Below are 26,989 nucleotides of genomic sequence, written 5' to 3'. Positions count from 1 at the left end.
CGTCTCAGCCCATGTGCGGGTAGGTGTGATCGGTCGGCGGAACGAACGTCTCCTTGATCGTCCGAGGCGACATCCAGCGGACCAGGTTGTGCCAGGAACCCGCCTTGTCGTTGGTGCCGCTGGCCCGGGCGCCGCCGAACGGCTGCTGCCCGACCACCGCGCCGGTCGGCTTGTCGTTGATGTAGAAGTTGCCGGCCGCGTACCGCATCTTCTCCGCCACCTGGTCGACCACCCGGCGGTCGGTCGCGAAGATCGACCCGGTCAGCGCGTACGGCGCGATCGACTCGGCCTGGGCGACCACCTCGTCGAAGCGGGCGTCGTCGAAGACGTGCACGCCGAGGATCGGCCCGAAGTACTCGGTGGTGAATGTCTCGTGCGCCGCGTCGGAGCACTCGAACAGCGTCGGCCGGACGAAGTAGCCGACCGAGTCGTCGGCGGTGCCGCCGGCCAGGATGCGGCAGGAGTCGTCACCCTTGATCAGCTCCAGCGCGGCGGTGTGCCGGCCGAACGCCTTGTCGTCGATCACCGCGCCGCCGAAGTTGCTGAAGTCGGTCACGTCGCCGTAGGTCAGCGAGTCCGCGGTGGCGGCGAGCCGGTCGCGCAGCCCGCCCTCCCAGATCGACCGTGGGACGTACGCGCGCGAGGCAGCCGAGCACTTCTGCCCCTGGTACTCGTAGGCGCCCCGGATCAGCGCGGTGTGCAGCGCGTCCACGTCGGCGCTGGTGTGCGCGACCACGAAGTCCTTGCCGCCGGTCTCGCCGACCAGGCGGGGGTAACCGCGGTAGCGGGCGATGTTGTCGCCGACGGTCTTCCACAGGTGCTGGAACACCTTCGTCGAGCCGGTGAAGTGGATGCCGGCCAGGTCCGGGTCGGCGAGCACCACCTCGGAGACCTCCTCGCCGCGGCCGGTGACCATGTTGATCACGCCGGGCGGCAGGCCGGCGGCCTCGAACAGGCGCATGGTGAAGTGCGCCGCGAACTGCTGCGTCGGGGACGGCTTCCAGACCACCGTGTTGCCGAGCATGGCCGGCGCGGACGGCAGGTTGCCGGCGATCGCGGTGAAGTTGAACGGGGTGATCGCGTAGACGAAGCCCTCCAGCGGCCGGTGGTCGAGGCGGTTCCAGACCCCGGGCGAGGACAGCGGCTGCTCGGCCAGGAGCCGCCGGGCGAAGTGCACGTTGAAGCGCAGGAAGTCGATCAGCTCGCACGCCGAGTCGATCTCGGCCTGCACGGCGGTCTTGGACTGGCCGAGCATGGTGGCCGCGTTGAGCGTGTCCCGCCAGGGGCCGGCCAGCAGGTCGGCGGCGCGCAGGAAGATCGCGGCCCGCTCCTCGAACGGCAGCGCCCGCCACATCGGCGCGGCGTCCTTGGCGGCCTGCACCGCGGCGCGGGCGTCGTCGTGGGTGGCGTGCCCGGTGACGCCGAGAACGTGCGCGTGCTTGTGCGGCTGCACCACGTCAATCGACGCGCCGCCGGCCATCCGCCGCTCGCCGGCGATCGTCATGGGCAGCTCGATCCGCTCGGCGGCCAGTTCGGCCAGCCGCCGCTGGAGCCGTTCCCGGTCGGCGCTGCCGGGCTCGTAGGAGTGGACCGGCTCGTTGAGCGGCTCGGGTACGGAGAACACGGCGTCCATCAACAGGCTCCTGGCGATCTCGACGGCGACGGCGAAACCGGACCCGCGGGCGCCGGCCGGGCGGCCGGACACCGGGGCGCCGCGGGGTGGGCGGCGGCGGGACCTGGCCCCGATTCTGTCACGACAAGCCCCCGCCGGACGCGCCTCCCTGGCACACCGGACGGCCGGTTCATCTCCGGACCGTCGGCCCCAACCGACCCGGATCCGACGAAACATCGGATCGCGCCCCAGTTCGTCGACGATTCGTCGGCTCTTACTCGACCTTTGATCCAGCCCACCTCGGGGGTGGCGGTGTTCCGGGCCTCCGGGCGGCACCTCCCCGAGCTGGAGTCGACCAACGGCACCACACGGCCCGCCCGGCTGGCGGTTATCGGCCACTGATCCACTCCACCTCGGGGAAATGGCGGTATCCGGGCCCTCGGGATGCCACCACATCGCCGTACTGCAGTCGATCAACGCGCACACGGCACACGGCCCGCCCGAGGAGTGGTGATGCGCCGCGTACGCTGGATGACCGGTGACCTGCCCGGCCCGGCTCGGGGATCCGGCGACCGTCGAAGGGAAGACGATGAGCAACCAGCCCGGCAGCTCCACGGCCGCGGAGACGGATCAGCCCGAGACCGTCGGGCCGACCACGGGCGACGGGGCCACCGTCGAGACGTCCTCCGTCAAGGCGTCCTCCGTCAAGGCGTCCTCCGGAGAGGCACCGTCGGCCGAGGCACCGGCGAGCGAGGCTCGGACGGGCGAGGACGCAGCCGGACCCGCGCGTGCGGACGAGGGGACTGTCACCGGCGGTCGGCCGGAGTTCGCCCCGGGCGCGCTCGTACTCGCCCTGCTCTCGCTCGGATGGCTGGCCGCCATGCTCTGGTCGACCCGCGAGGCGATCCACTCGACCGCGGCCGGCGTCACCGCGATCAGCCTCTCCGCGTACGCGCTGCCCGGCGTCATCACCGCGGCGCTGGTCACCGGCGCCACCGTCGCCCTGGCCGCGACCAACCGGCTCGGCCGGGCCACGCTGCGGTTCCTGGCCGCCGTCGGGACCGGCCTGGTGGTCGGCCTGCTCGCCGCGGTGGCGATCAACCTGACGTACGCCGACAACGCCACCACGAACACGATCGCCGGGACCACGGCGGCAGCCGCGATCATCGGCGGCGCGATGGCGGGCGCGCGTCAGGCCCGGGTGGTGGGTGCGATCACCGCTGCGACGCTCACCGCGCAGATCTTCGTGGTGCTGTTCAGCCGCGCCCGGGACCCGCTGTCCGACCTGTTCGGCGCCGGGGAGACCCAGCAGTCGGTGCTCGACGCCGCCAAGTGGGTCTCGCGTACCGAATCGCTGCTCGCCGGCCTGCTCGCCGGCCTCGCCGCGTACCTCTATCTGACCTGGTCCCGTCGCCGGGCCGAGCGCCGTGACGGCGTGGCGTCGCCGCTGCGCTGGCCGGCGTACCTGGTGGCCGGCGCGGGCGCGGGCCTGCTCCTGCTGCTCACCGAGGTGATCATCCGGATCGGCGGCCGCGGGCTGCTCGACCTGGCCGCCGCGCTCAGCGAGGCCGACGAGGTGGCGCAGACCGCGCTCGGCACCTCGCGGGTGGACAACGGGATCTGGGTGCTCTTCGTGGGCGCGCTGACCACGCTCATCGTGTTCGGCCGCACGCTCGGCCCCCGCCCGGTCGAGGACGAGACGGACGAGCCGGCGGCGTCCTGAGCCGCCGGCTCAGCCGGCCTCGCGCAGCAGCAGGTCCAGCTCGGTCACGTCGTACCACTCCAGTTCGTGGTCCTCGGCGCCGTCGACGGTGAACTGGGCGTCGGGGTCCCCGGCCTGGGCCTCGGCCACCACCTCGACGGCAGCGGCCACGTCCTCGACCGCCTCCGCGCCGTCGACATGAAGCGCGGCGACCGACTTCACCGGCACCGGTCCGGCCGGCCGGACCACGCTGGACCCCAGCTCGCCGCCGACCCGTCCGACCGCCCGGGCGGGCAGGTCGGCCGAGACGACAACCCGTCGCCGGGGCGCGGCGGGGTCGCTCCGGAGCAGGAACAGCGCGTCCTGGGCGGCCCGGGTGAAGGCCACGTACTCCAGTTCCTCCTCGTCGCCCTCGGCGTACCACTCGCGCAGTTCCGGGGTGACCGCGTGCGCCGCCTCGGCGGTCAGCCCCTCCTCGCGCAGCCGGGCGAGCATGGGTACGGTCGCCGGCAGGTACACCCGGACAAGCTCGTCGGTCACCGGTCACTCCCGCATTCAGGCCACTCACCGGCGGACGCCGGCTCCGGGCGCCGATCATGCCGTACGCCAGGACCGTCATACACCCGGCATCCGCGCGGGTGAAGTCTCCCGCCGGTGTGTCAGGCGAACGGGCATGGGGCGATGTCAGCCGGTGATGGCAAACTAAGGCAAACGAAGCCAACCCCGGGAGTCACCGTGGAGTCGAGGTTCCTGCTGCTGTCCGACGTCGCCGCCGAGCTGAACGTCTCGGACTCGCAGGTCTACCACATGGTTCGCAGTGGCGAGCTGCCGGCGATCAAGATCGGCGGTCGGGGGCAGTGGCGGGTCGAGCGCTCCCGGCTGGAGGAATACATCGAGCGGAAGTACGCCGAGACGGCGGAGTGGGTACGCGGGAACCCGCTCGGTGAGCGCGACGAGGAGTGACCACCCGAGGACCGTCGGCCATTGACGCCGGTGACACCATTCCGGGAAGATGAAGCCCTGTCGGAGGCAAACGAAGGCAAACGCAAGGATTCGAGATGGTCGACACCCGCCGTCCCCGCGCACCCCGCCCGCCGGTCCGTCTCCGGCCCGCCCCGCCACTCGACCCGCCGTGCGTCGACGAGGAGCCGTTGTGGAGTCCCGTCGGGCAGCTCACCCTCGACCTGAGCGATCCGCGCCGCGGTGCCGCCGCACGCCCCGCCGGCCGCGCCCCGGACCCGGCACCCGCCTGGCCACGCTGGACCGGCACCCCCGCGTCAGCCCTCGCGTCCGCCGCACCCGAGGGAACGCGGGCCGCACACCGATTCGTCCGCACCTTCCTGGAGATCGTCAACGGCTTCCGGCCACCCGGCCAGCTCCGGCCGCTCTGCGTGCCCGAGTCGGCCGGCCCGGTCGCGGCCGAGCTGACCCGAGCAGCCCGCCGGGTGACCCCGGTCCGCCGCCGTACCGCCCGGCCGACTCTGCTCCTGCGGCGTCTGCGGGTCTGCGAGCCCCGCGCGGGCGCGGTCGAGGCCACCGCCGTGTTCGCCGGCGCCGGAGGCACGAGCTGGGCCGTTGCGATACGCCTGGAACGCCGCCGAGGCACCTGGCTGTGCCTCGTCCTGGACGTCCTCTGAGCCCGGTCGTGGGCCCCCCGACCTGGCTCGACCGCGCCGCGGCCACCCGCGCCTCCACCGGCGCCGATCTTGCACTTCAGTCCCGTAGATAACGTCATGAATCGGGCATGATGAGGGCCGAAACTGCAAGATCGCGGGAGAGAGCGAGGGCCCTGGGGGAACCCAGGGACGGCGACGGGCCCCGGCCGGGAGGCCGGGGCCCGTCGTGGGCGTTCGGGGTCAGTTGCCGCCGTTGGGCGAGCCGTGGCAGCGCTTGTACTTGCGGCCCGAGCCGCACGGGCAGGGCGCGTTACGGGACGGGCCCTCGCCGCCGTCGACCTGGCCCGGGGCGGCCCGCCGGGCGGTGCTCGCCGCGACCGCCTGGCCGCTCGCACCGGCCGGAGCCCGGCGCGGCCCGGCGGCGGCAGGGCGCTCCGACTGCTGGCCGATGCCGAGCGCCGGCGCCTGCTGCTCGGGCCGCTCGATCACCGGAGCGCCGCGACCGGCCTCGCCGTCCACGGCGGGAGCGGAGTACTGCAGGCCCTGCTGCTGCGGCGCGCGGTTGAGACCCTTCGCCCGGATCTCCACCGGCTTCTCCAGCAGCTGCACCTCCTCGGCCTCCGGCTCGGCCTCCTCGACCTGCACGTCCAGGTTGTAGAGGAAGCCGACCGTCTCCTCCTTGATGCCGTCCATCATGGTGGCGAACATGTCGAAGCCCTCGCGCTGGTACTCGATGACCGGGTCGCGCTGGGCGTACGCCCGCAGGCTGATGCCCTCCTGCAGGTAGTCCATCTCGTAGAGGTGCTCGCGCCACTTGCGGTCGATCACCTGGAGCAGGACCATCCGCTCGAGCTGGCGGACCGCCTCCTCGCCGAGGCTCTCCTCGCGCCTGTCGTACGCGGCGTGCGCGTCCTCCTTCAGGCGGGCGAGCAGGAAGTCCTGGTCGATGCCCGAGCGGGAACCGACCTCCTCCTCCAGCTCGTCGACTGTGACGCCGACCGGGTACAGCTGCTTGAGGCTGGACCAGAGCTGATCGAGGTCCCAGTCCTCGGCGTAGCCGTCGCTGGTCGCGCCGACCACGTACGCGGTCACCACGTCGTCGATCATGTTGCGGACCTGGTCGGACAGGTCCTCGCCGTTGAGCACCCGCAGACGCTCGGCGTAGATCACCTGGCGCTGCTTGTTCAGCACCTCGTCGTACTTGAGGACGTTCTTGCGGATCTCGGCGTTCTGGCCCTCGATCTGGGCCTGGGCACTCTTGATCTGCCGGGTGACCATCTTCGACTCGATGGGCACGTCCTCGGGGATGTTGAAGCGGTCCATCACGGCCTCGACCGCGCCGGCCCGGAAGCGCTTCATCAGCTCGTCCTGCAGCGACAGGTAGAAGCGGGACTCGCCCGGGTCACCCTGCCGGCCGGCGCGACCGCGCAGCTGGTTGTCGATCCGGCGGGACTCGTGCCGCTCGGTGCCCAGCACGTAGAGGCCACCGGCGGCGGCGACCTCCTCCGCCTCGACGTCACACGCCTGCTTCCAGGTCGGAAGGATCTCCTCCATCGCCTTGGCGTACTCCTCCGGCTGCTCGACCGGGTCGAGCCCGCGCTGGCGCAGCTCGTTCGCGGCGAGGAACTCGGGGTTGCCGCCGAGCAGGATGTCCGTACCGCGGCCGGCCATGTTGGTCGCGACGGTGACCGCGCCCTTGCGCCCGGCCTGGGCGACGATCTCCGCCTCCTTGGCGTGGAACTTCGCGTTCAGCACGGAGTGCGGGATGCCGCGGCGGCGCAGCATGTGCGACAGGATCTCGGAGTTCTCCACCGAGACGGTGCCGACGAGCACCGGCTGGCCCTGCTCGTGCCGCTCGGCGATGTCCTCGACGACGGCGTTGAACTTGGCCTTCTCGGTCTTGTAGATGACGTCGGGCCGGTCGAGCCGGACCATCGGCCGGTGCGTCGGGATGGTCACGACGCCGACCTTGTAGACCTTGTTGAACTCGCCCGCCTCGGTCTGGGCGGTACCGGTCATGCCGGAGAGCTTGTCGTAGAGGCGGAAGTAGTTCTGGAGGGTGATGGTGGCCAGGGTCTGGTTCTCCTGCTTGATCTCCACCCCCTCCTTGGCCTCGATCGCCTGGTGCATGCCCTCGTTGTAGCGGCGGCCGTGCAGGATGCGGCCGGTGAACTCGTCGACGATCAGGACCTCGCCGTCGTTGACGATGTAGTCCTTGTCGCGCTTGTAGAGTTCCTTGGCCTTGATGGCGTTGTTCAGGTAGCCGACGAGCGGGGTGTTCACCGACTCGTACAGGTTGTCGATGCCGAGGCGGTCCTCCACCTTGGCCACGCCGCGCTCGGTGATCGCGATGGTGCGCTTGGCGTAGTCGACCTCGTAGTCGCCCTCGCCGTCGGTGCCGGGCTGGAGCCGGGCCACCACGGTGGCGAACTCCTGGTACCACCGGGCGGAGTGCTCGGCCGGACCGGAGATGATCAGCGGGGTACGCGCCTCGTCGATGAGGATCGAGTCGACCTCGTCGACCACGGCGAAGAAGTGGCCGCGCTGGACCAGTTCGTCCTTCGACCAGGCCATGTTGTCGCGCAGGTAGTCGAAGCCGAACTCGTTGTTCGTGCCGTAGGTGATGTCGCACTCGTAGGCCGCGCGGTGCTCGGTGGCGGGCCGGTTGGGCAGCACCACGCCGACGCGCAGGCCGAGGAACTCGTGCACCCGGCCCATCCAGGCGGCGTCGCGTTCGGCCAGGTAGTCGTTCACGGTGACCACGTGCACGCCCTTGCCGGCGAGCGCGTTCAGGTAGACCGGCATGACCGAGGTGAGCGTCTTGCCCTCACCGGTCTTCATCTCGGCGATGTTGCCGAAGTGCAGTGCCGCGCCACCCATGACCTGGACGTCGTAGGGACGCTGGCCGAGCACCCGGGAGGCCGCCTCACGGCACACCGCGAACGCCTCGGGCAGCAGGTCGTCGAGGGTCTCGCCGTCAGCGAGCCGCTCCTTGAACTGGTCGGTCATGCCGCGTAGCTCGTCGTCGCTGAGGTTGACGTAGTCGTCCTCGATCGAGTTGACGGCGGCCGCGATGGCCTTGAGCCGACGCACCATGCGCCCCTCGCCGGCGCGAAGGACCTTTTCCAGAATCGACACGGATCAACGCTCCCCTAGACGGTCTCGAACCATCGTAGGCGCTCGGAGGCGACGATGGTCACTGGTGGCGGCGGTCCGGGCTCCGGAACCCGACATAACGCCGCGACCGTGCGCCACCGGCCGCTAATCGGGTTACGCCGTGCGCGAACGATCCGGCACGATGGCTCGGATGGAGCCTGTGGAGATCATCGAGGACGGCCTGCTGCTGCGCCCCTGGCGTGCGGCGGACGCCGACGCGGTGCACCGTGCCTGCCAGGATCCGGACATCCAGCGCTGGACCACCGTACCTCGCCCGTACCTGCCGGAGCACGCCGCCGAGTTCGTGACCACGTTCAGCGCGACCGCCTGGGCCGAGGGCGCGGGCGCACCGTTCGCGGTCTGCGACGCCGGCACCGGGGAGCTGCTCGCCTCGTGCGGCCTGGTCTCCGTGGACCGCGAGCTGGACTCGGCCGAGGTCGGCTACTGGACCGCGCCGTGGGCCCGGGGCCGGGGCGTCGCGGTCCGCGCCACCCGCGCGCTCGCCCGCTGGGCGTTCGACGCGCTCAAGCTGCGCCGGCTCACCTGGCAGGCCGAGATCGGCAACCACGCCTCCCGGCTGGTCGCGCTGCGCGCCGGCTTCCGCGTCGAGGGTGAACTGCGGCTGGCCCACCCCAGCTCCGGCGGCCGTCCGGAGGGCTGGATCGGCTCCCTGTTCCCGGCCGAGCTGGCCGCGCCCGGCGACCCGGTCCCCTACGGGCCGGACACGCTGCAGGCCCGCCGCGCGGCGGTCTTCGGCCGGCCGCAGCCGGTCCTGTTCGCCACCGCCGGGGACACCGAGCTGCGGCTGCGCGCGCTGGAGGAGCGCGACCTGCCCGCGGTGACCCGCACCTGCCAGGACGAGCAGACGATCCGCTGGACCACTGTGCCGCACCCGTACCGGCCGGAGCACGCCGAGGGCTTCCTGCACGACCTGGTCCGCCCGGCCTGGGCCCGGGGCACCGCCGCGACGTTCGCCGTGGCCGACCCGGACGACAGCTACGTCGCCTCGATCGACCTGCGCATCCTCCCCAACGACCCGCTGGTGGCCGACGTGGGCTACATGACCGCGCCGCACGCGCGCGGCCGGGGTTACCTGCCGGCCGCGCTCACCGCCGTGTGCGCCTGGGGCTTCACCACGCTCGGCCTGGCCCGGATCGAGTGGCGGGCCAACGTGGGCAACACCGCCTCGCGGCGGGCCGCCGAGAAGGCCGGCTTCACCGTCGAGGGCACGCTGCGCGGCGGCGTCCAGCACCGCGGCGAGCGCCAGGACGCGTGGATCGGCGCGCTGCTGCCGGAGGACCTGGTGTGACGCCGGAGACGATCGAGGGGTACGGCGTACGGCTGCGGCCGTGCCACCTCGCGGACGTGCCGGACATGGTGGCCGGGTGCGCCGACCCGGAGACCCGCCGGTTCATGCCCCTGCTGCCCGATCCCTACGACGAGGACGCCGCCCGCTGGTGGATCACCGAGGGCTCGCCGGCGGCGTGGGCGGCGGGTGGGGCCGCGTACACGATCGCCGACCCGGCCACCGACCGGCTCCTCGGCAGCATCGGTCTGAGCCGGCTCAGCGCGGAGCGGGCGAGCTACGAGATCGGTTACTGGGTGGGTCCCGCGGCGCGCGGCCGGGGCGTGGCGAGCGCCGCCACCCGGCTGCTGACCGAGCGTGCGTTCGCCGCCGGGGCGGCCCGGCTGGAACTGCTCACCCGCGTCGACAACGTGCCGAGCCAGCGCATCGCCCTGGCCTGCGGCTACCGGCACGAGGGCGTACGCCGGGCGGCGGGCGCGAGCGCGGGCGGCGTACGCGAGGATCTGATCGCCTGGGTGCGGCTGGCCGACGACCCGCCGGGACCGGTCGCCCGTCTGCTGCCGGACCTGCCCGGCGGCCGGCTCACCGACGGCGTGGTGACGCTGCGGCCGGTGGGGCCGGCGGACACCGACGTGCTGCACCGGCTGCACTCGCTGCCGGAGGTGGTGGCGAACCGGGTGCCGCCGGTGGCGCCGGAGCGGGCCGCGCTCGCGCGGCGCTGCCGGCTGGCGGCGAGCCGCTGGCTGGCCGGCGAGGCTGCCGACCTGGCGATCGTCGACGCGGTGACCGGCGCTGTCGTCGGCGGGTGCGCGCTGTTCTACGACGAGCCCGCCACCGGCCAGGCGATGATCGGCTACAGCCTGCTGCCGGAGGCGCGCGGGCGCGGGCTGGCCGCGCGTACGGTCCGGCTGGTCGCCGGGTGGGCGTTCGGCATCGGGGTGGCCCGGCTCTGGGCCGGTACCCGGCCGGACAACGTGGCCTCGCAGCGCGTGCTGGAACGGGCCGGCTTCCGGCGGGAAGGGCTGCTGCGCGGGCGGTTGCCCGGCCCGGACGGCGCCCGGGTCGACTCGGTGGTCTACGGCCGGCTCGCCACCGACGAGAACTGAGACGGGCCCCCGCGCGTGCGGGGGCCCGTCTCACCGGTCAAGGGGTCACGTGTCGAGCTGGATGATCCCGTAGTCGTACGCGTGCCGCCGGTAGACCACGCTCGGGCGGCCGGACTCCTTGTCCTGGAACAGGTAGAAGTCGTGGCCGACCAGTTCCATCTGGAACAGCGCGTCGTCGACGGTCATCGGATCGGCGGGGTGGACCTTCGCCCGGGCGATGTGCCACGGCTGGTCGTCGGGTTCGACGTAACCGTCCTCGTCGGGACGTTCGGCGACGGCGGTGGCGGCGCCGTGGCCGTCGCGCGCCGCCAGGCCGGGCCCGTCGAGTTCGGCCACCGGCAGTCCGGCGGTCGCGGCGGCCACGGAGATCGGCGCGTGCCGCCCCCGGTGCACCCGGCGGCGGTCCGCCGCGCGGCGGAAGCGGGTGTCCAACTTGGCGATTGCGGCGTCGAGCGCGCTGTAGAAGTCGCTCGTGCAGGCCTCGGCCCGGATCACCGGGCCGCGCGTGACACAGGTGATCTCCACTCGCTGGCAGTGGTCCGCCTGGCGTGGATTGCGCTCGTGGAACAACTCGACGTCCACGCGAATGAGCTTCTGGTCGTAGCGTTCGATCTTCGCGAGCTTCTCGGCTACGTGCACCCGGTAATGGTCCGGCACTTCGACGTTACGGCCCTTGACCACGATGTCCACGTGACCTCCCTTGTTCGGACGGTCGTTCGGTCCGGAGAATCCGGTCGACCCGCCCGGGAGGGCCCCGCTCGGCGTCGACCGGTGGTGTTCGGCTACGCCTCCTTCCAGCGCCGGGGGAAGGTTGGCATCCTCTCTACCCCCGACACCGAAACGCTAACTCCTGTACCGCCAACCGTCACCCCTGGTTGCCGAAAGGGGTTGCGGAATTTAACACCTCATACACCATGGGGTGAAACGGATACACGAAGCGTCACCGAACGTGCCGCTTTTGCGTTGCGGCGAGCACGGCCGCGGCCTTTGGCGTCATTCCCGCGCGGTGCAACATCCGGCTCACCGCCGCGAGCGTCGCGCCGGTGGTGACGATGTCGTCCAGCAGCACCACGGTCCCGGCCGGGCGGTGTCCGGTCACGGGGCGGCGCAACCGGAACGCCGCCTCCGCCGCGGTGGCCCGTCCGGCGCTGTCCAGCGTCACCGAGTCGGGCCGGGACAGTGCCCGCAGCGGTCGCAGCACGCGTACCGGCCAGCCGGCCGCGCGCAGCCGGGACGCCGCCGGGCGGACCAGCCGGTCCAGGTGGTCGCCGTAGCGGGCCCGGGCGGCGCGGGCCGTGTCCGGCACCGCCACCAGCGTCACCGGGCCGGGCGGCCCCACCGCCTCGGCGACCACCTCCGCCAGCAGCGCGCCGAGCGGCCGGGCCAGCCCGTGCCGGCCCCGTTCCTTGTACGCGAGCAGCGCCTCGCGCAGCGCCCCGCCGTACGGGCCGAGCGCGACACAGGGCGGCAGGCCGGGCGGGGCCGGATCGGGCCGGGTGGGCGCGGGGCGCAGCGACTCCAGTTCGCGTACGCAGCCGGGGCAGAAGCCCTGCCGCAGCCGCGCCGCTCCCCCGCCGCAGCCGGCGCACCCGGCGGGCAGCACCAGGTCGGTCAGGTCCGACCAGAGCCCGCCGAGGTCACGCACGGCGGCTCAGTAGAGGAAGAACGGGGCGGTCGGGTTGGTCGCCCGGCTGCCGGCCGGCACGTCGAGCACCTGCTCCCGCTTGACGAAGTCGAACGGGTTGTTCCGCCAGGCCGCCCCGTCCGTCTCGAACATGAACGAGAACGCGGCCAGGCCCCGGTCGCTGCCGCCCGGATACCCGGCGAGCTGGGTGACCGGGGCGCCGATCTCCACCGCCAGCGGGGTCTCCCACACGCCGTCGACGCTGAGCTGGTGGATCGCCGAACGCCGGTCCGCCTCGTTGCCGGCCAGCACGAGTTCGTTCTCCGCCACCCAGTCCACCACCGTCACGCCGGTGAGCAGGGTGGCCACCCGGCGCGGCTGTCCCAGGTTGACCACGCCGCCGTCGACGCTGACCGCGGCGACGTAGAGCGCGCCGCCGCTGACCAGTGCGACCCGGTGGCCTTCGAGGGAACCGGCGACCGCCGTCACCGGGCCGGACACGGACAGCGCGATCTCGCTCATCCGGCCCGACCCGTCGAACCGGTAGAGCTTGCCGTCTGCCGCCACCAGGCCACCCGGCCGGGCCTTGGTCAGCGACCGCAGCCAGGTCGGGCGGCTCATCGCGCGGAACGTGCGGTCGCTCGCGTTGAGCGTGGCCACCGGCTCCGCGCCGGAGCCCACCTTGAGCCGCTTGCGGTTGTCGGCGCCGGTGACGACGAGCGCGGCCAGCACCTGTTCCTCGGCACGGGCGAGCGCGGCGGAGACCACGTTGCGGTTCTCCTCCGGCGGCAGCGGCACGGCGGCCCGCGGCTCGTTGCCGAACGCCAGTGGGCGTACGGCACCGTCGTAGACGCCCAACCGCATCGGGTTCGCCCCGCGCGGGTACGCGACGACCGAGACGCGCTCCCGCCGGAGGTCGACGGTCAGCCGCTTCTGGTTCTGGATCTTGAGGTCGACCACGCCGTCCAGGTCCGACAGGGACCAGGCCAACTGGGTGCCGAGCCGGTTCAGCCGCTGCTCGTTGGCCCCCGGCATGTTCAGGTTGATCTCCCAGTGCCCGTCCGTCCCGGTCGCGTTGTTGATCAGCTGGGTGCCGTCGGGCAACCCGGTCACGCCGGCGGCCAGCCAGTCCGAGGGGCGGTCCGCCAGCCACTTCATCACCTCGGTGATCCGCCGCTCGGTCGGCGCCGAGGAGAGCAGGTAGCGCTGGTCCGGCACCAGCCGGGTCTGGTCCGAGTTCCAGAAGTAGACGGTGCGGGGGCGGTAGTACTCACGCATCGCCGAGTCGCTGGCCAGCAGCACGTTCGGCGCCTCGGTGATCAGCAGCCCGGTCCCGGCCGGCTCGGCGCGGCGCAGCTCGAAGACGTACTGCGTGTCGCTGGCCACCGGCGGCCCGAGCGTGCCGTCCGCCCGCAGCACGCCGACCTGCTGCACCTTGAGCGTCACCGTGCTGGTGCCCTGGTTGTTCGGCGGCGTGCTCTCCGGCTTCTCCCGCAGCCGCACCACGGTCAACTCGACCTCGCTGGTCTGCGGCTTGCCCGGGAGCAGGTCGCGGGACTCCTCGGCGAGGAACTTCCGGGCCCGGGCGTACGCCTGGTCGCGTTCCCCGGCCGCCGCGGCCCGCAGGTAGTTCTCGATGAACGGCACCGGTTCGCTGCTGTCGGCCGGTTCGGGCGGCCGGGCCGGACTGCCGTTGAGCGCCCCGCCCTGCGCGGCCGGCACCGAGCCGTCGATCTGGACGTCTGTCTCACCCGGGATGCCGCAGCCGACGAGCGCGGCCGGAAGCAGGGCGCCGGCCAGCAGCAGGGCCAGGGCGCGGCGGCTCACGGCCGGACCTCCGCCCGGTCGCCGTCGGTGGCGGGCTCCACGGTCAGCGTTCCGGCGTCGGTGCCCGGGCCGATGGCGAGCAGGCCGCCGTCGCGGGGACCGCCGAACGGCACCGTGGCGTCGGCCGGCACCAGCCGCAGCGGCGACGTGGTGAGCCGGTCCCCGGCCCGGGCCGGCAGCGTGAGCCGGAACTGGGCGCCCTGGCCGGGCGCGCCCCACGCCTCCAGCCAGCCGCCGTGCAGGCGGGCGTCCTCCAGGCTGATCGACAGGCCGAGCCCGGTGCCGCCGGTCTGCCGGGCACGCGACGGGTCGGCCCGCCAGAAGCGGTTGAACACCAGCTTCTCCTCCCCCGGCTTGAGGCCGACGCCGTGGTCGCGCACGGTGATCGCCACCGCGCTGCGGTCCTGGCCCAGGGTGATCCGTACCGGTTTGGCCTCGCCGTGCTCGACCGCGTTGCCGACCAGGTTGCGCAGCACCCGCTCGACGCGGCGCGGGTCGACCTCGGCGATCACCGGAGTGTCCGGCAGGTCCAGCTCGATCGTGACCCCGACCCGCTCGGCCAGCCCGGCCAGCCGCTCGGTGACCCGGTGCACCACCGGCACCAGGTCGGTCGGCTCGCTGTCCAGCACCGCGAAGCCGGCGTCGAACCGGCTGATCTCCAGCAGGTCGGTGAGCAGCTCCTCGAACCGGTCCAGCTCGGCCTGGAGCAGCTCGGCGCTGCGGGCCACCGCCGGGTCGAACTCGTCCCGCTCGGCGAAGATCAGGTCGGCGGCCATCCGGACCGTGGTCAACGGCGTCCGCAGCTCGTGCGAGACGTCCGAGGTGAACCGGCGTTGCAGCCGGGACATCTCCTCCAGTCGGAGGATCTGCCGTTGCAGGTTCGTCGCCATCTGGTTGAACGAGGCGGCCAGCAGGGCGAGGTCGTCCTCGCCGTTCACCACCATGCGCTGGTCGAGCAGGCCGGCGGAGAGCCGCTGCGCGGTGCGCGCGGCCACCCGTACCGGCGTCACCACCAGGCGGGTGACCAGGGCGGCCAGCAGGCCGAGCAGGAGCACGAGCGCGACGCCGGTGGCGACCACCGTGGCCCGGGCGTCGGCCGCCGTCGCGTCCTGCCGGGCCAGGGGTACGAGGTAGTAGAGCTCGACCTGCCCGAACTTGGTGGGCACCGGGGAGCCGTAGACCAGGTATTTGGTGCGTTCGCCGCCGAGCGACCCGGTGCGGATCTGGTGGGCGACCTTGCCGGAGGCCACGGCGGCCCGCAGCTCGTCGCCGATCACCGTGCCCACCGGCACCTCGGGCGTGGTGCGCGGCTCGATGAACTCGGCGAAGTTGTCGGCGGTGATCGCCACCACGACGCCGCTGGTCTGCGTCGGGTCACCGCCGGCCAGATAGTTCACCGTGCCGTCGATGGTGTTCTGGAGCTGCGCCTCCTGCGGCTGGCTGTAGAGGTTGAACTGCTTCGCCGCGTACTCGCTGCCGTTGCTCAGCCGCAGCCGCACGTCGGTCTCGGCGTTCTCCAGCAGGATGCTGGTGATCTTGTCGGCGATCAGGTAGGCGAAACCGCCCACCAGCAGACTCGACGCCACCAGCGTGATGGTGACCACACGCACCTGGAGCGACCGCCGCCAGGCCTGGTGCACCGCGGCGACCAGCCGGGCGACCCGGCCACTCAGGGCGAGCCAGAGCGCCCGCACGGCGTGGAGCCGGCGGGGCTCGGCGGTCGGCGTGTCCGGCAGCGGGGTGGTCACCACAGTGCTGACCAGGCTATCCGGTACCCGCCTTGTAACCCACGCCCCGCACGGTCAGGATGATTTCGGGTCGCTCCGGATCCGGCTCGATCTTGGCGCGCAGCCGCTGCACGTGCACGTTCACCAGGCGGGTGTCGGCGGCGTGGCGGTAGCCCCAGACCTGTTCCAGCAGCACCTCGCGGGTGAAGACCTGGCGCGGCTTGCGGGCGAGCGCGACCAGCAGGTCGAACTCCAGCGGGGTCAGCTTCACCTCGTCGCCGTCGCGGCTGACCGTGTGCGCCGGCACGTCGATGGTGATCTGGTTGCCGGGCGGCCCGATCGTCAGCATCTCCGGGGCCACGTCCTCGCCCCGGCGCAGCCGGGCCCGCATCCGGGCCACCAGCTCCTTGGGCTTGAACGGCTTGACCACGTAGTCGTCGGCGCCGGACTCCAGGCCGAGCACCACGTCCACGGTGTCGCTCTTGGCGGTCAGCATCACGATCGGCACGCCGGACTCGCCCCGGATGGCGCGGGCCACGTCGATGCCGCTCATGCCGGGGAGCATCAGGTCGAGCAGGACGATGTCGGGTCGGTTGTCGCGGAAGGCGGCCAGCGCCCGTTCGCCGTCCGCGACGAAGGACGGCACGAAGCCCTCGCTGCGCAGCACGATGCCGAGCATCTCGGCGAGGGCGGGGTCGTCGTCGACCACGAGTACCCGGGCTCTCATGGGGTTTATCGTTCCATCCCCGTTCGTCTGGAGGGGTTCGGCGTCTCCACGGCACGGTAGCGCCGAGCGGGCCCGCGCACCACAGCAAGCGGCGTGGCCGCACAGCGTGGCGCGTCAGGGCGGACGGGTCCACCGGATGCGGACCCGCCGTGCAACCATGATCCCTCGGGCGCCGCGCCGCCCGCCACCTCCGCCCTGCCCGCCAGGAGTACGCGTGCCCGACGCCGGCCCGACCGCGGTGCTGCCGCGCCGTCCGCTGACCGTCGGCGAACTGCTCGACGCGGCAGTGCTGCTGCTGCGCGACCACGCCCGGGTGCTCGTCCCGCTCGCCCTCTTGCTGGCCCTCGCCGAGCAGGCGGTGCTCCACCCGCTGCGGCTGCTGGTCGAGGCCGACCCGCCGCAGTGGTGGCCGGCGGATTTCGGTGACTCGCTGCCCTGGTACTGGCTGCTGCTGGCGACCGGCGCCGGCACCGAGGCGGCGATCATCGCGCTGCTGGGCGGCCCGGCCGCGCGCGGCGCCGGCGCGGCCCTGCTGGGGCGCCGTCCCGGGCCGGCCGAGCTGCTGCGCGGCTCCCGCCCTGGCGCCGCGCTGCTGGCCGCCGTCGCGATCGGCCCCGTCGTCGCGCTCGCCGCACTGACCGGGCCGGGCTGGTTCCTGGCGTACGGGCTGCTCGGCCTGGTGGTGCCGGTGCTGGTGCTGGACGGGGTGCCCGGACACCGGGCCCCGTGGCGGGCGATCCGCCTGGCGGGCCGGGTGAGCGCGCGGGCCGCCGCCGTCCGGCTGCTGGGCTACCTGGGCTGGTGGCTGATCCGGCTCGGCATCGGGCTGGGCGTCTATCACGGTCTCGGCATGCTGGGCCTGTTCGACGTGTCCGCCTGGGCGCTGCCGGTGACCGTCGCCGCCTTCGCCGCGGTGAACGCGCTGGCGTACCCGGCGCTGGCCTGCCTGGACGCGGTGCTGCACCTGGAGACCCGGATCCGCACCGAAGGGCTGGACATCCGGCTCTCCCGTGCGCGACCCGGCGTACCGGAACCGGTCCTGCTGGCGGCGCAGCGGTGAGCCGGTGGTGGACCGAGACGGTCGCGGCCCTCGGTGACCTGCTGCCGCTGCCGCTGGCCGCGCTGATCCTGCTGGCGGTCGCGCTGCTGGCCGCCCTGGGCTGGTACTTCTTCCCGGCCTGGGTGCCCCGCCGGCTGCCCCGGTTCTCACTGCCCCGGCTGCGCCTGCCGCGCCTGCCCCGGCTGCGGCTTCCCCGCCTGCGCCGGCCCGCGCGCCGCCGCCGCTCCGATCCGCCGCCGGTACGCGTGCCCGAGCCCCGGACCCCGGAGGCCGTGCCGGCCGGCGCGCCCGGGCTGGCCGACCGGCTCGCGGCAGAGGGCCGGTACGCCGAGGCGGTCCGGGAACGGCTGCGCGAGATGGTCCGGCTCCTGGTCACGCGGCACGTCGTGGAGCCCCGCCCCGGGCTCACAGTGGTCGAGCTGACCGAGGCGGCGGCCCGTGCCCGGCCCCAGGTGCGGCCGACGCTGCACACCGCCGGGGCGATCTTCTCCGACCTCTGGTACGCCCAGCGTCCCGCCACCGCCGCGCACGACCACCGGATGCGTGAACTCGCCGCCGACCTGCGTCGCGAGCTGACCGGGGAGGAGCCGCGATGACCGCCACCGTGACGCCGGCGGAGACGGCCACCGCCGCGACGCCGCGCCGTCGGCGGCACCGGCTGCTCGTCCCGCTCGGGCTGGCCGTGCTGCTGATCGTGACCACGCTCGTGCTGCACGCCGTCGACCGGCCCGACACCGACGAGCCCGGCTTCCTCTCCCCGGTCGCCACCGACGACGACGGGGGCAGCCGGCTCGCCGAGGCGCTGCGCGCGCAGGGTGTGTCGGTGCGCCGGGAGACGGCGTTCGACGGGGTGCTGCAGACCGCCGGCATCGCGCCGAGCACCGTCTTCGTGCCCGCGCCCGGACTGGTGCACCCGGACCTGCTCGACCGCCTGACCGCCCTGCCCCCGGGCACCCGCCTGGTGTTCGTCGAACCCTCCCCGCGGGTGCTCGCCGAACTGGACACGCCGGTCGAGCCGGCCGCCCGGCGCTGGGCCGCGCGGGCCGTGCCGCCGGACGCGGACGGCACGCCGTGCCCGCTGCCCGAGGCGGTCCGGGCCGGCGCCGCCGCGATCGACCTGCAGCGCTACGCCGGGCCGGCCGAGGTCGACCACTGCTACGGCGGCGCGTTGCTGCGCGTCCCCGGCCGGGTCGAGGTGGTGCTGGCCGGCGCCAGCGACCCGTTCCGCAACGACCGGATCGGCGAGTGGGGCAACGAAGCCCTCGCCACCGGTCTGCTCGGCGGGAATCGCCCGCTCGTCTGGCTCGACCTGCCCGAGCCGGTACCGGCCCCGACCCGCCCGAGCTGGTCCCCGGAACCCTTCACCGAGGAGCCCGCCCAGGGCGGCGACGGCGGACGGTCGGAACGGCCCGACCCGCCCGACCGCGCCGACCCGCCGTGGGAGAACCCGCTCTGGGGCGCCTTCCCGCAGTGGTTCTGGGCGCTGCTGGCGCAGCTCGCCCTGGCCGGGCTGCTCGTCGTGCTCTGGCGGGCCCGCCGGCTCGGGCCACCGGTGTCGGAGCCGCTGCCGGTGACCGTGCGGGCCGCCGAGACGGTACGCGGCCGGGCGCGGCTCTACCGCCGGGCGGGCGCCCGGGACACGGTCGCCGAGACGCTGCGCGCCGCCGCGCTGGACCGGCTCCTGCCCCGGCTCAACCTGCCTCCGGACACGCCCGACGACGAGGTGGCCGCCCGGATCGCCGAGCGTGCCGGCGCCGACCCGGAACGGGTGGCCGAACTGCTCTACGGCCCCGCCCCGGAGAAGGACCGCGAGCTGCTGGAGCTGGCCCGCGAACTGGACGCCCTGACCCGTACCCTGGCCCCGCATCCGAGCGAAGGAGACACCCGGTGACCGGACCCGTCACGACCACCGCCCCGTCCGGCGCCCGCGCCGCCCTGCACCGGCTGCGCGCCGAGGTGGCCAAGGCCGTCGTCGGGCAGGACGCCGTGGTCACCGGACTGGTGATCGCGCTGCTCTGCCGGGGGCACGTGCTGCTGGAGGGCGTACCGGGGGTGGCCAAGACGCTGCTGGTGCGGACGCTTGCCGCCGCGCTCGACCTGGACGCCAAGCGGGTGCAGTTCACCCCCGACCTGATGCCCGGCGACGTCACCGGCTCGCTGATCTTCGACCAGCGCACCGCCGCGTTCACGTTCCGGGAGGGGCCGGTCTTCACCAACCTGCTCCTCGCCGACGAGATCAACCGCACCCCGCCGAAGACGCAGTCGGCGCTGCTGGAGGTGATGGAGGAGCGGCAGGTCTCGGTCGAGGGCGAGCGCCGTCCGCTGCCCGACCCGTTCATCGTCGCGGCCACCCAGAACCCGGTCGAGTACGAGGGCACCTACCCGCTGCCCGAGGCGCAGCTCGACCGCTTCCTGCTCAAGCTGACGGTGCCGCTGCCGGAGCGGGAGGAGGAGTTGGGTGTGCTCCGCGCGCACCACGCCGGTTTCGACCCGCGCGACCTGCGTGCCGCGGGCGTACGCCCGGTGGCCGGTGCGGCGGACCTGGCCGCGGCCCGGGCCGAGGTGCAGCGGGTGCACGTGGCCGAGCCGGTGCTCGGCTACATCGTGGACCTGTGCCGGGGCACCCGTTCCGCCCCGGCGCTGGAGCTGGGCGCGTCGCCCCGGGGCGCCACCGCGCTGCTGAACACCGCCAAGGCGTGGTCCTGGCTGGCCGGCCGGGACCACGTCACGCCGGACGACGTGAAGGCGGTGGCCCGGCCCACGCTGCGGCACCGGCTGCGGCCGCGCCCGGAGGCGGAGCTGGAGGGCGTGACCGTGGACGCGGTGCTGGACTCGGTGCTGGCCACCGTGCCGACGCCGCGATGACCTGGCGGGCGGGTCTGCTGCTCGGCGTGGGCGCGCTGACGCTGCCGTTCTGGCCGGCGCCGTTCGTCGGGATGGCCGTGCTGACCGTCGTGGTGCTGCTGCTGGTGGCGCTCGACCGGGCGATGGCCGCCCCGCCGCACGCGCTCACGGTGACCCGCTCCGGCGACCGTACGGTGCGGCTCGGCGGCACCGCCACCGTCACGCTGCACCTGACCAACCCGACCCACCACACGCTGTACGCCCAGGTGCGCGACGCCTGGGTGCCGTCGGCCGGGGCCCGCCCGGACGTGCCGCCGCAGCGCCTGCTCACCGTGCCGCCCGGTGGCGTCGCCACGCTGCCGGTCCGGCTCACCCCGACCCGGCGCGGCGACCGGCCCGCGGTGGCGCTGACCGTACGCTCGCTCGGGCCGATGCGCCTGGGCGCCCGGCAGCGCGCCGGGCAGCCCGCCACCCCGCCGTGGACGCTGCGGGTGCTGCCCCGGTTCGACTCCCGCCGGCACCTGCCGGAGAAGCTCGCCCGGCTGCGGGTCATCGACGGTGTGCAGGTGACCCGGGGGCGCGGCCACGGCACCGAGTTCGACACGCTGCGCGAGTACGCGGTGGGCGACGACGTCCGTTCGATCGACTGGCGGGGCAGCGCCCGGCGCGCCGACATCCTGGTCCGCACCTGGCGCCCGGAACGGGACCGGCGCCTGGTCTGCGTGCTCGACACCGGCCGCACCTCGGCGGTCCGGCTGGGCGACGAGCCCCGGCTGGACACCGCCATCGACGCGGCGCTGCTGCTCACCGCGCTCGCGGCCCGCGCCGGTGACCGGGTGGACCTGCTGGCGGCGGACACCGAGATCCGGGCGCGGGTGACCGGCAGCGGCCGTCCGGCCCTGCTCGCCCGGCTGGTCGAGGCGGTGGCGCCGCTGGAGCCGACGCTCGCCGAGACCGACTTCGAGCTGATCGCCGGGGAGGTGCTGCGCCGGGAGCGGCAGCGCAGCCTGGTGGTGCTGTTCACCGCGCTGGAGGCGGGCGCGATCGGCGAAGGGCTGCTGCCGGTGCTGCCCCGGCTGGCGACCCGGCACCGGGTGGTGCTGGCCGCCGGCAGCGACCCGGTGCTGAGCAGGCTCGCCACTGCCACCCCGACCGGCCCGGACGACCCGTACGCGGCCGCGTCGGCGTGGCGGGCGCTGGCCGAGCGGGACCGGGTACGCGCCGCGCTGTCCCGCTACGGGGTGACGGTGGTGGACGTGCCGGCGCACCGGCTCGCCCCGGCCGTCGCGGACACCTACCTGCGGCTCAAGTCCCTCGGTCAGCTCTGACCGCGCGCCGGCCGAGCACCAGCGCGTACGCGAGGAAGGTCAGCCACACCGCGGCGCCGGCGGCCACCCGGAGCGCGACCGGCAGCGGCGCCGGGGTGACGAACGCCTCGACCAGCGCGGAGACCGCGAACAGGCCGACCAGCCCGGCCGCGACCACGACGGCGAGCCGGCCCGCCTCGGCGACCGCCCGGCCGCGCCCGAGGTCCGCGGGCGGGGCGATCCAGGCCCAGGCGGTACGCAGTCCGACCCCGGCGGCGACGTAGATGCCGGTCAGTTCCAGCAGGCCGTGCGGTGTGATCAGGCCGAAGAAGACGTCTCCCCGGCCGTAGGCGACCATCACGCCGCCGACCACGCCGATGTTCAGCGCGTTCTGCCACAGCAGCCAGAGCACCGGCACCACGAGCACGCCGGCGGCCAGGCACTGGGCGGCCAGCCAGGCGTTGTGCGTCCACAGGTGGAACGCGAAGGTGGGCGCGGCGAACTCGGTGTAGTAGCCGGCGAAACCGGAGTCGACGAGTTCCCGGGCGGCTTCGTCGCCGACGAACGCGGCGGCGGTGTCCGGGTTGCCGGCGACGAACCAGATGAGGAACGCGGTGAGCAGGCTGAACCCGGTGGCCACGCCGCACCACCACGGCCAGGCCCGGTAGAGGGCGGCGGGCAGGTCGGCGGCCAGGAACCGGCCCACCGCCGCCCAGGAGAACCGCTGACGGCCGGTGACCCGGGCACGGGCCGCGAGGACCAGGTGGGACAGGCGGTTGACCAGCGCCGGCTCGGGCGCCCGGGCGCGCAGGGCGGACAGGTGCGTGGCGCTGCGCTGGTAGAGCGCCACCAGCTCGTCGACCTCTGCCGCGTCGAGGCGACGCCGCCCGGTCAGGTACTCCAGCCGCCGCCATTCGGCGTTGTGTTCGGCCACGTACGCATCGAGATCCACTCGCCCTCCCCCGTTCGGCGTCCATGGTGTTCACTGTCGGGGTGCGCGCGCAACCTCCCCCACCGCCCCGGTGGGCCGACGCCGGTCTGGTCAGCGGCGAGGCGGTGGAGCTGGACGTCCGGGCGGCCCGGCTGGGCTCCCGGGTGCTGGCCCTGCTGATCGACGCGGTGATCGCGCTGGCGCTGGCGCTCGTGCTCGGCGCGGTGCTGGGGATGGTGGCGCTCGCCCTGCTCGGGGACTACCTCGACGCCGCCCTGGCGGGGGCGCTGCAGATCGTGCTGCTGGTGCTGGTGCTGATCGGCTATCCGGTGGTGATGGAACGTTTCGCCGGTGGCCGGACGGTGGGCAAGCTGGCCGTCGGGCTGCGGGTGGTCCGGGCCGACGGCGGCCCGGTGGGGGTGGGCCAGTCGCTGACGCGGGCGCTCGTCGGCGTCGCGGTGGAGTGGCCCGGGCTGGTGCTGCCGCTGCTGAGCTGGGCGGCGAGCGTCACGGTGATGGTCACCGACCCGCGCGGACGCCGGCTGGGTGACCTGGTCGCCGGCACGCTCGTGGTGCACACCCGGGGGGCGACGCTGTGGCGGCCGCTGCCGCCGGCCGCGCCGCCGCTGCTGGCCTGGGCCGGCACGCTCGACCTGACCCGCCTCGACGACGGGCTGGCGCTGGCCGTGCGGCAGTACCTGGACCGGCTGCCCCAGCTCGCCGAACCGGACCGGTTCCGGCTGGGCCGGGGGCTGTGGACGGAGGTCGCGGCGGTCACCTCGCCGCCTCCGCCGTGGGCCGCGCCGGACTGGGCGTACCTGTCGGCGGTGCTCGCCGAGCGGGGGCGGCGGGCGGCGCACCGGCTGGGCCGCAGCCGGGCGGTCGCCGCCACGCTCTGGCCGGAGCTGGTCCCGGCGCCCGCCGTGGTGCCGGGCTCCACCGGGCCGGGCGCCGTCCTGCCAGGCCCCGCCGGGCCGGGCGCGGGCCGGTTGCGGCCCGCCGCGCCGCAGGTCGAACCCGATCCGGTACGCCGCTGAGCCGCCTCGGGTGAGCTGAGCCGGCTTCAGGAGAACAGCGCGCGCCCCCACCAGTCGGCTGCGTCGCGCAGGCCGGGCGGGCAGGCGAACAGGCCGCTGGAGACGTGCCGCAGGTATTCGTTCATCGCGTCGTTGCGGGCCAGCCGGGTCTGGATCGGCACGAACTGCCGGCGCGGGTCGCGCTGGTAGGCGATGAAGAACAGCCCGGCGTCGAGCCGGCCCAGCCCGTCCGAGCCGTCCACGAAGTTGTAGCCGCGGCGCAGCAGGCGGGCGCCGTCGTTGGTGTCCGGGTGGGCCAGCCGTACGTGCGCGGTGTCGGCGATGAGCGGCTCGCCGTCGTCGCCCCTGGCGGCGAAGTCCGGCTCGTCGAACTCGTCCCGGCGGCCGATCGGCGCGCCGCTGCCCTTGGTCCGGCCGACGATCATCTCCTGTTCGGCCAGCGGGCTGCGGTCCCACGTCTCGATCAGCATCCGGATCTTCCGGGTGACCAGGTAGGAGCCGCCGGTCATCCAGTCCGGGCCGTCACCGGGCTGCACCCAGAGCTGGTCGCGGAGCAGGGCGGCGTCCTCGGCCTTGAGGTTGGCGGTGCCGTCCTTGAAGCCGAACAGGTTGCGCGGCGTGGCCTGGTCCCGCGACGTCGACGAGGTACGCCCGAAGCCGAGCTGCGACCAGCGGACGCTCACCACGCCCATGCCGATCCGGGCGAGGTTGCGGATGGCGTGCACCGCGACCTGCGGGTCGTTGGCGCACGCCTGGACGCAGATGTCGCCGCCGGACAGTTCCGGCCGCAGCGCGTCCCCGGCGAAGTGCGGCAGGTCGGCCAGGGCGGCCGGACGCCGGGCGGCGATGCCGAAACGGTCCCGGCCCTGCGCGTCGCGGAACAGCGTCGGTCCGAAGCCCACGGTGAGGGTGAGCTGCGACGGGGGCAGCCCGAGCGCCTCGCCGGTGTCGTCCGGCGGAGCCTCGGGCATGCCGCCGACCGCGCCGATCACCCCGGCGTCCTTCCCGGCGGTCATCCGGGCCGCGGCGGCGGTCCACTCCTGGAGCATGGCGACGAGCCGGTCCCGGTCCTTGGTGACCACGTCGAACGCGACGAAGTGCAGCCGGTCCTGGGCCGGGGTGGTGATGCCGGCCTGGTGCTCGCCGAGGAACGGCACGGAACCGGCGGCCGATCCGGTCGCTGATGCCTCGTTCCCGCCGGCGAGCAGCGCGCCCGCGCCACCCGCCACCCCGGCGACACCGGCCACGCCGACGCCGGCCAGGGTCATCGCCCGGCGCCGGGACAGGCCGCGGCCGGTCCGCTCGCGGTTCGGCTCGCTCGTCGCGTCACCGCCGGCCGGGCCGGTCATCGCGCGACTGCCGCCGCGACCTTGCTGACCGGCTCGGCCAGCGCGTTGACCGCGTCCGACAGCTCCTTCAGCTCGTCCTTGCCGAGCTGGGTGTGCAGCTTCCAGCCGTCGCCGGCGCGGTGCTTGCCGAGCGTGGTCTCCACGTTCGCGAACTCGCTGTCGAGCTGCTTGACGAGGTCGGGCGCGCGCTGCTCCAGCGCCGGACGCAGCGCGGCGATGGCCGCCTTGGAGCCCTCCAGGTTGGCGTTGAAGTCCCAGAGGTCGGTGTGCGAGTAGCGCTCCTCCTCGCCGGTGATCTTCCCGCTGGCGACCTCGTCGAGCAGCGCCTTGGCGCCGTTGGCGAGCTGGAGCGGGGTGAGCTTCTCGGCGTCCGCCTTGGCCACGATCGCCTTGACGTCGGCCAGGAGCCGGTCGGCGATCGGGCCGTCGGAGCTGACGTCGCCGGTGGTCCAGAGGTCCTTCTCGATCCGGTGGAAGCCGGTGAACTCCATGCCCTCCTCGACCACCTCCTCGCGGCCGTCGATCTTCGGGTCGAGGTCGCCGAAGCTCTCCGCGACCGGCTCGATCCGCTCCCAGTAGGTGCGGGCCACCGGGTACAGCGCCTTGGCCTTCGCCACGTCGTTCGCCTTGACCGCGGCCACGAACTCCTCGGTCTTCGTCAGCAGCGCGGCGGTCTGGCTGCGCACGTACCGCTGGTAGCTGGCGGTGGCCTGGGTCAGCGCGGCGTCGGGGGCGACAGTCGCGGCGGTGCCGCTCACCTTCAGCGCGCCCCGGATGCCCCGGCCGCTCATTCCCGGCTTGCAGGCCGTCTCGTACGTGCCGGCGGTCAGCTCGACGCGCAGCTCCCGGCTGAGCCCGGGGGCGATGTTCTCCACCTCGCCCATCACCCGGTCACCGGCGGCGTAGACGTAGAACTCGTTGACCTTGGAACCGTTGTTCGTCACCTTGAACGTGACCTGACCGGCGTCGATCTCGGTGTCGGCGACCTCGCAGACGGTGTCGGTGGCCTTGACTGCGATCGGCCCGCCGTTCTTGGCGTCGGCGTCGTCACCGCCCCCGCAGCCGGTCAGTCCGGCGACGGCGAGCAGCCCGGCGGCGGCGGGCGCGACGAGTCGGGTGGTACGCATCGTGCGGTCTCCTCGGGAACGGGTGGTTCAGGCGCGGGGGGACGGAACAGCGGCGACGTCGGCCGGCGCGGCGGGTGTGGCGGCGGCCGGAACCGGCTTGGCGGGCCGGGCGGGCTTGCGCAGGAAGAGCACGAGCACCGGGACCGCGTACGCGACCCAGGCGACCAGCTCCAGCACCGTCGGCGCGGCGGTGACGTTGAACATGCCGGCGAGCAGTGCGCCGTACCAGGCGTTCGGGTCGAGCGTGGTGGAGATGTCGAAGGCGAGGTCGTTCAGGCCGGGCAGCACGCCCGCTTCCTGGAAGTCGTGCACGCCGTACTTGAGGATGCCGGCGGCCACCAGGATGAGCAGCGCCCCGGTCCAGGTGAAGAACCGGCTGAGGTTGATCCGGACGGCGCTGCGGTAGAGCAGGAAGCCGATCACCACGGCGGTGGCGATGCCGCCGGCCAGGGCGAGCAGCGAGCCGGGCCCGGTGCCGCCGGCCGCGCTCTCGGCGGCGGCGTAGAAGATCAGCGCGGTCTCCAGGCCCTCCCGGATGACCGCGAGGAACGCCATGCCGGCGACCGCCAGGGAGCCGACCGCGAGCGCGTCGGTGAGCTTGCCGCGCAGCTCACCCGCGATGGTGCGGGCGGCCCGGCGCATCCAGAAGATCATCCAGGTCACGAACACCACGGCGGCGACCGAGGTGACCGCCTCGAACAGCTCGCGCGACTCCGAGGTGCGCAGCAGCGAGGTCGAGGTGTACTGGATGAGCGAGCCGAAGCCGACGGAGAGCGCCACGGCCAGGCCGACGCCGGTCCACACCTGCGGCAGCCGGTCGCGGCGCTGCGACTTCACCAGGAACGCGACGAGGATGCTGACCACAAGTGTCGCTTCCAGGCCCTCGCGCAGGCCGATCAGGTACGTGGCGAACATCAGCTGCTCCGTGGTC

At 73.9% G+C, this 26,989-nt stretch carries 23 protein-coding genes; 11 read left to right on the top strand and 12 right to left on the bottom strand.

Annotated features, from left to right (window positions below):
• Positions 1-4: 4 nt before the first annotated feature.
• Entirely contained in the window at positions 5-1,633 is a 1,629-nt protein-coding gene (gene pruA / locus KBX43_RS12420) for an L-glutamate gamma-semialdehyde dehydrogenase (RefSeq protein ID WP_187693684.1), read from the bottom strand.
• A gap of 568 nt (positions 1,634-2,201) precedes the next feature.
• Here pruA and KBX43_RS12415 point away from each other — a divergent pair.
• Positions 2,202-3,335 carry a hypothetical protein gene (locus KBX43_RS12415; protein ID WP_210884465.1) on the top strand — a complete coding sequence of 378 codons (1,134 nt, stop codon included), beginning with the start codon at positions 2,202-2,204 and terminating at the stop codon, positions 3,333-3,335.
• Positions 3,336-3,344: 9 nt separating this feature from the next.
• Here the strand turns inward: KBX43_RS12415 and KBX43_RS12410 are convergent, their stop codons facing one another.
• Positions 3,345-3,854, bottom strand: a complete 510-nt coding sequence (locus KBX43_RS12410) for a hypothetical protein (protein ID WP_043326377.1) — start codon at positions 3,852-3,854, stop codon at positions 3,345-3,347.
• Between the two features lie 195 nt (positions 3,855-4,049).
• Here KBX43_RS12410 and KBX43_RS12405 point away from each other — a divergent pair, with 195 nt between their 5' ends.
• Together KBX43_RS12405 and KBX43_RS12400 are read left to right on the top strand one after the other, a co-directional pair.
• Positions 4,050-4,277 (top strand): helix-turn-helix domain-containing protein, encoded by a 228-nt coding sequence (locus KBX43_RS12405; RefSeq protein WP_030501414.1) that lies wholly within the window; start codon positions 4,050-4,052, stop codon positions 4,275-4,277.
• Between the two features lie 95 nt (positions 4,278-4,372).
• Positions 4,373-4,951: an Rv3235 family protein gene (locus tag KBX43_RS12400; protein WP_210884463.1), complete on the top strand. Its 579-nt coding sequence runs from the start codon at positions 4,373-4,375 to the stop codon at positions 4,949-4,951.
• Positions 4,952-5,170: 219 nt separating this feature from the next.
• Here the strand turns inward: KBX43_RS12400 and secA are convergent, their stop codons facing one another.
• Positions 5,171-8,068: a preprotein translocase subunit SecA gene (secA, locus tag KBX43_RS12395; protein WP_043326381.1), complete on the bottom strand. Its 2,898-nt coding sequence runs from the start codon at positions 8,066-8,068 to the stop codon at positions 5,171-5,173.
• A 169-nt stretch (positions 8,069-8,237) separates the two neighbouring features.
• Between secA and KBX43_RS12390 the strand changes: the two genes are divergently transcribed.
• Both KBX43_RS12390 and KBX43_RS12385 read left to right on the top strand, forming a co-directional pair.
• A complete protein-coding gene (locus KBX43_RS12390; protein WP_166457273.1) occupies positions 8,238-9,395 on the top strand; it encodes a GNAT family N-acetyltransferase in 1,158 nt (385 codons plus the stop codon).
• Positions 9,392-10,498, top strand: coding sequence for a GNAT family N-acetyltransferase (locus KBX43_RS12385; protein WP_210884461.1), 1,107 nt, complete (start codon positions 9,392-9,394; stop codon positions 10,496-10,498). Before KBX43_RS12390 ends, KBX43_RS12385 begins: the two co-directional genes overlap by 4 nt.
• Positions 10,499-10,543: 45 nt before the next feature.
• Here the strand turns inward: KBX43_RS12385 and hpf are convergent, their stop codons facing one another.
• The 5 genes from hpf to mtrA form a co-directional block, all read right to left on the bottom strand.
• A complete protein-coding gene (gene hpf, locus KBX43_RS12380; protein ID WP_064447737.1) occupies positions 10,544-11,188 on the bottom strand; it encodes a ribosome hibernation-promoting factor, HPF/YfiA family in 645 nt (214 codons plus the stop codon).
• A gap of 250 nt (positions 11,189-11,438) precedes the next feature.
• Complete coding sequence (locus KBX43_RS12375) at positions 11,439-12,143, bottom strand: ComF family protein (protein ID WP_043326388.1); 705 nt, start codon at positions 12,141-12,143, stop codon at positions 11,439-11,441.
• Between the two features lie 6 nt (positions 12,144-12,149).
• Complete coding sequence (locus KBX43_RS12370) at positions 12,150-13,949, bottom strand: LpqB family beta-propeller domain-containing protein (RefSeq protein WP_043326390.1); 1,800 nt, start codon at positions 13,947-13,949, stop codon at positions 12,150-12,152.
• Positions 13,946-15,697 carry an MtrAB system histidine kinase MtrB gene (mtrB, locus tag KBX43_RS12365; protein ID WP_369830099.1) on the bottom strand — a complete coding sequence of 584 codons (1,752 nt, stop codon included), beginning with the start codon at positions 15,695-15,697 and terminating at the stop codon, positions 13,946-13,948. Before mtrB ends, KBX43_RS12370 begins: the two co-directional genes overlap by 4 nt.
• A 16-nt stretch (positions 15,698-15,713) precedes the next feature.
• Positions 15,714-16,403, bottom strand: a complete 690-nt coding sequence (gene mtrA, locus KBX43_RS12360) for an MtrAB system response regulator MtrA (RefSeq protein ID WP_030501405.1) — start codon at positions 16,401-16,403, stop codon at positions 15,714-15,716.
• A gap of 214 nt (positions 16,404-16,617) precedes the next feature.
• Between mtrA and KBX43_RS12355 the strand changes: the two genes are divergently transcribed.
• Genes KBX43_RS12355 through KBX43_RS12335 form a run of 5 tightly spaced genes read left to right on the top strand, consistent with a single transcriptional unit; the run spans position 16,618 to position 21,635 of the window.
• Entirely contained in the window at positions 16,618-17,463 is an 846-nt protein-coding gene (locus KBX43_RS12355) for a hypothetical protein (protein WP_210884459.1), read from the top strand.
• Positions 17,460-18,059, top strand: coding sequence for a DUF4129 domain-containing protein (locus KBX43_RS12350; protein ID WP_064447734.1), 600 nt, complete (start codon positions 17,460-17,462; stop codon positions 18,057-18,059). Before KBX43_RS12355 ends, KBX43_RS12350 begins: the two co-directional genes overlap by 4 nt.
• Complete coding sequence (locus tag KBX43_RS12345; protein ID WP_210884458.1) at positions 18,056-19,354, top strand: DUF4350 domain-containing protein; 1,299 nt, start codon at positions 18,056-18,058, stop codon at positions 19,352-19,354. The genes KBX43_RS12350 and KBX43_RS12345 overlap by 4 nt, the downstream gene beginning before the upstream one ends.
• Positions 19,351-20,328, top strand: a complete 978-nt coding sequence (locus tag KBX43_RS12340; protein WP_030501401.1) for a MoxR family ATPase — start codon at positions 19,351-19,353, stop codon at positions 20,326-20,328. Before KBX43_RS12345 ends, KBX43_RS12340 begins: the two co-directional genes overlap by 4 nt.
• Positions 20,325-21,635: a DUF58 domain-containing protein gene (locus tag KBX43_RS12335; protein WP_210884457.1), complete on the top strand. Its 1,311-nt coding sequence runs from the start codon at positions 20,325-20,327 to the stop codon at positions 21,633-21,635. Before KBX43_RS12340 ends, KBX43_RS12335 begins: the two co-directional genes overlap by 4 nt.
• Here the strand turns inward: KBX43_RS12335 and KBX43_RS12330 are convergent.
• Entirely contained in the window at positions 21,613-22,566 is a 954-nt protein-coding gene (locus tag KBX43_RS12330; RefSeq protein ID WP_043326396.1) for a stage II sporulation protein M, read from the bottom strand. The two genes, KBX43_RS12335 and KBX43_RS12330, sit on opposite strands and share 23 nt — an antisense overlap.
• Before the next feature lie 41 nt (positions 22,567-22,607).
• On the opposite strand from KBX43_RS12330, the gene KBX43_RS12325 reads away from it, so the two are divergent.
• Positions 22,608-23,582: an RDD family protein gene (locus tag KBX43_RS12325; RefSeq protein ID WP_307851511.1), complete on the top strand. Its 975-nt coding sequence runs from the start codon at positions 22,608-22,610 to the stop codon at positions 23,580-23,582.
• Positions 23,583-23,608: 26 nt separating this feature from the next.
• On the opposite strand, the gene efeB is transcribed toward KBX43_RS12325, so the two are convergent.
• From efeB to efeU, 3 genes are read right to left on the bottom strand one after another with little or no spacing between them, the layout of a single operon-like run.
• Positions 23,609-24,931: an iron uptake transporter deferrochelatase/peroxidase subunit gene (gene efeB / locus KBX43_RS12320; RefSeq protein WP_043326398.1), complete on the bottom strand. Its 1,323-nt coding sequence runs from the start codon at positions 24,929-24,931 to the stop codon at positions 23,609-23,611.
• Positions 24,928-26,058: an iron uptake system protein EfeO gene (gene efeO, locus KBX43_RS12315; protein ID WP_104113183.1), complete on the bottom strand. Its 1,131-nt coding sequence runs from the start codon at positions 26,056-26,058 to the stop codon at positions 24,928-24,930. The genes efeB and efeO overlap by 4 nt, the downstream gene beginning before the upstream one ends.
• A gap of 27 nt (positions 26,059-26,085) precedes the next feature.
• Entirely contained in the window at positions 26,086-26,973 is an 888-nt protein-coding gene (gene efeU / locus KBX43_RS12310) for an iron uptake transporter permease EfeU (protein ID WP_043326403.1), read from the bottom strand.
• Between the last annotated feature and the right edge of the window lie 16 nt (positions 26,974-26,989).

The sequence above is a fragment of the Micromonospora sp. C41 genome (assembly GCF_018070485.1).
In the GTDB taxonomy this organism is placed as follows: Bacteria; Actinomycetota; Actinomycetes; order Mycobacteriales; family Micromonosporaceae; genus Micromonospora; species Micromonospora chalcea.
Note: the sequence above shows the minus strand (reverse complement) of the source record. Positions and strands in the feature narration are given on the sequence as shown.

What these genes read in the sequence shown, in the direction of transcription:
- efeB (WP_043326398.1), bottom strand. Translation starts at nt 24,931, where the DNA reads ATGACCGGCCCGGCCGGCGGTGACGCGACGAGCGAGCCGAACCGCGAG.
- mtrA (WP_030501405.1), bottom strand. Translation starts at nt 16,403, where the DNA reads ATGAGAGCCCGGGTACTCGTGGTCGACGACGACCCCGCCCTCGCCGAG.
- KBX43_RS12400 (WP_210884463.1), top strand. Translation starts at nt 4,373, where the DNA reads ATGGTCGACACCCGCCGTCCCCGCGCACCCCGCCCGCCGGTCCGTCTC.
- KBX43_RS12390 (WP_166457273.1), top strand. Translation starts at nt 8,238, where the DNA reads ATGGAGCCTGTGGAGATCATCGAGGACGGCCTGCTGCTGCGCCCCTGG.
- KBX43_RS12335 (WP_210884457.1), top strand. Translation starts at nt 20,325, where the DNA reads ATGACCTGGCGGGCGGGTCTGCTGCTCGGCGTGGGCGCGCTGACGCTG.
- pruA (WP_187693684.1), bottom strand. Translation starts at nt 1,633, where the DNA reads ATGGACGCCGTGTTCTCCGTACCCGAGCCGCTCAACGAGCCGGTCCAC.
- efeU (WP_043326403.1), bottom strand. Translation starts at nt 26,973, where the DNA reads ATGTTCGCCACGTACCTGATCGGCCTGCGCGAGGGCCTGGAAGCGACA.
- KBX43_RS12415 (WP_210884465.1), top strand. Translation starts at nt 2,202, where the DNA reads ATGAGCAACCAGCCCGGCAGCTCCACGGCCGCGGAGACGGATCAGCCC.
- KBX43_RS12345 (WP_210884458.1), top strand. Translation starts at nt 18,056, where the DNA reads ATGACCGCCACCGTGACGCCGGCGGAGACGGCCACCGCCGCGACGCCG.
- efeO (WP_104113183.1), bottom strand. Translation starts at nt 26,058, where the DNA reads ATGCGTACCACCCGACTCGTCGCGCCCGCCGCCGCCGGGCTGCTCGCC.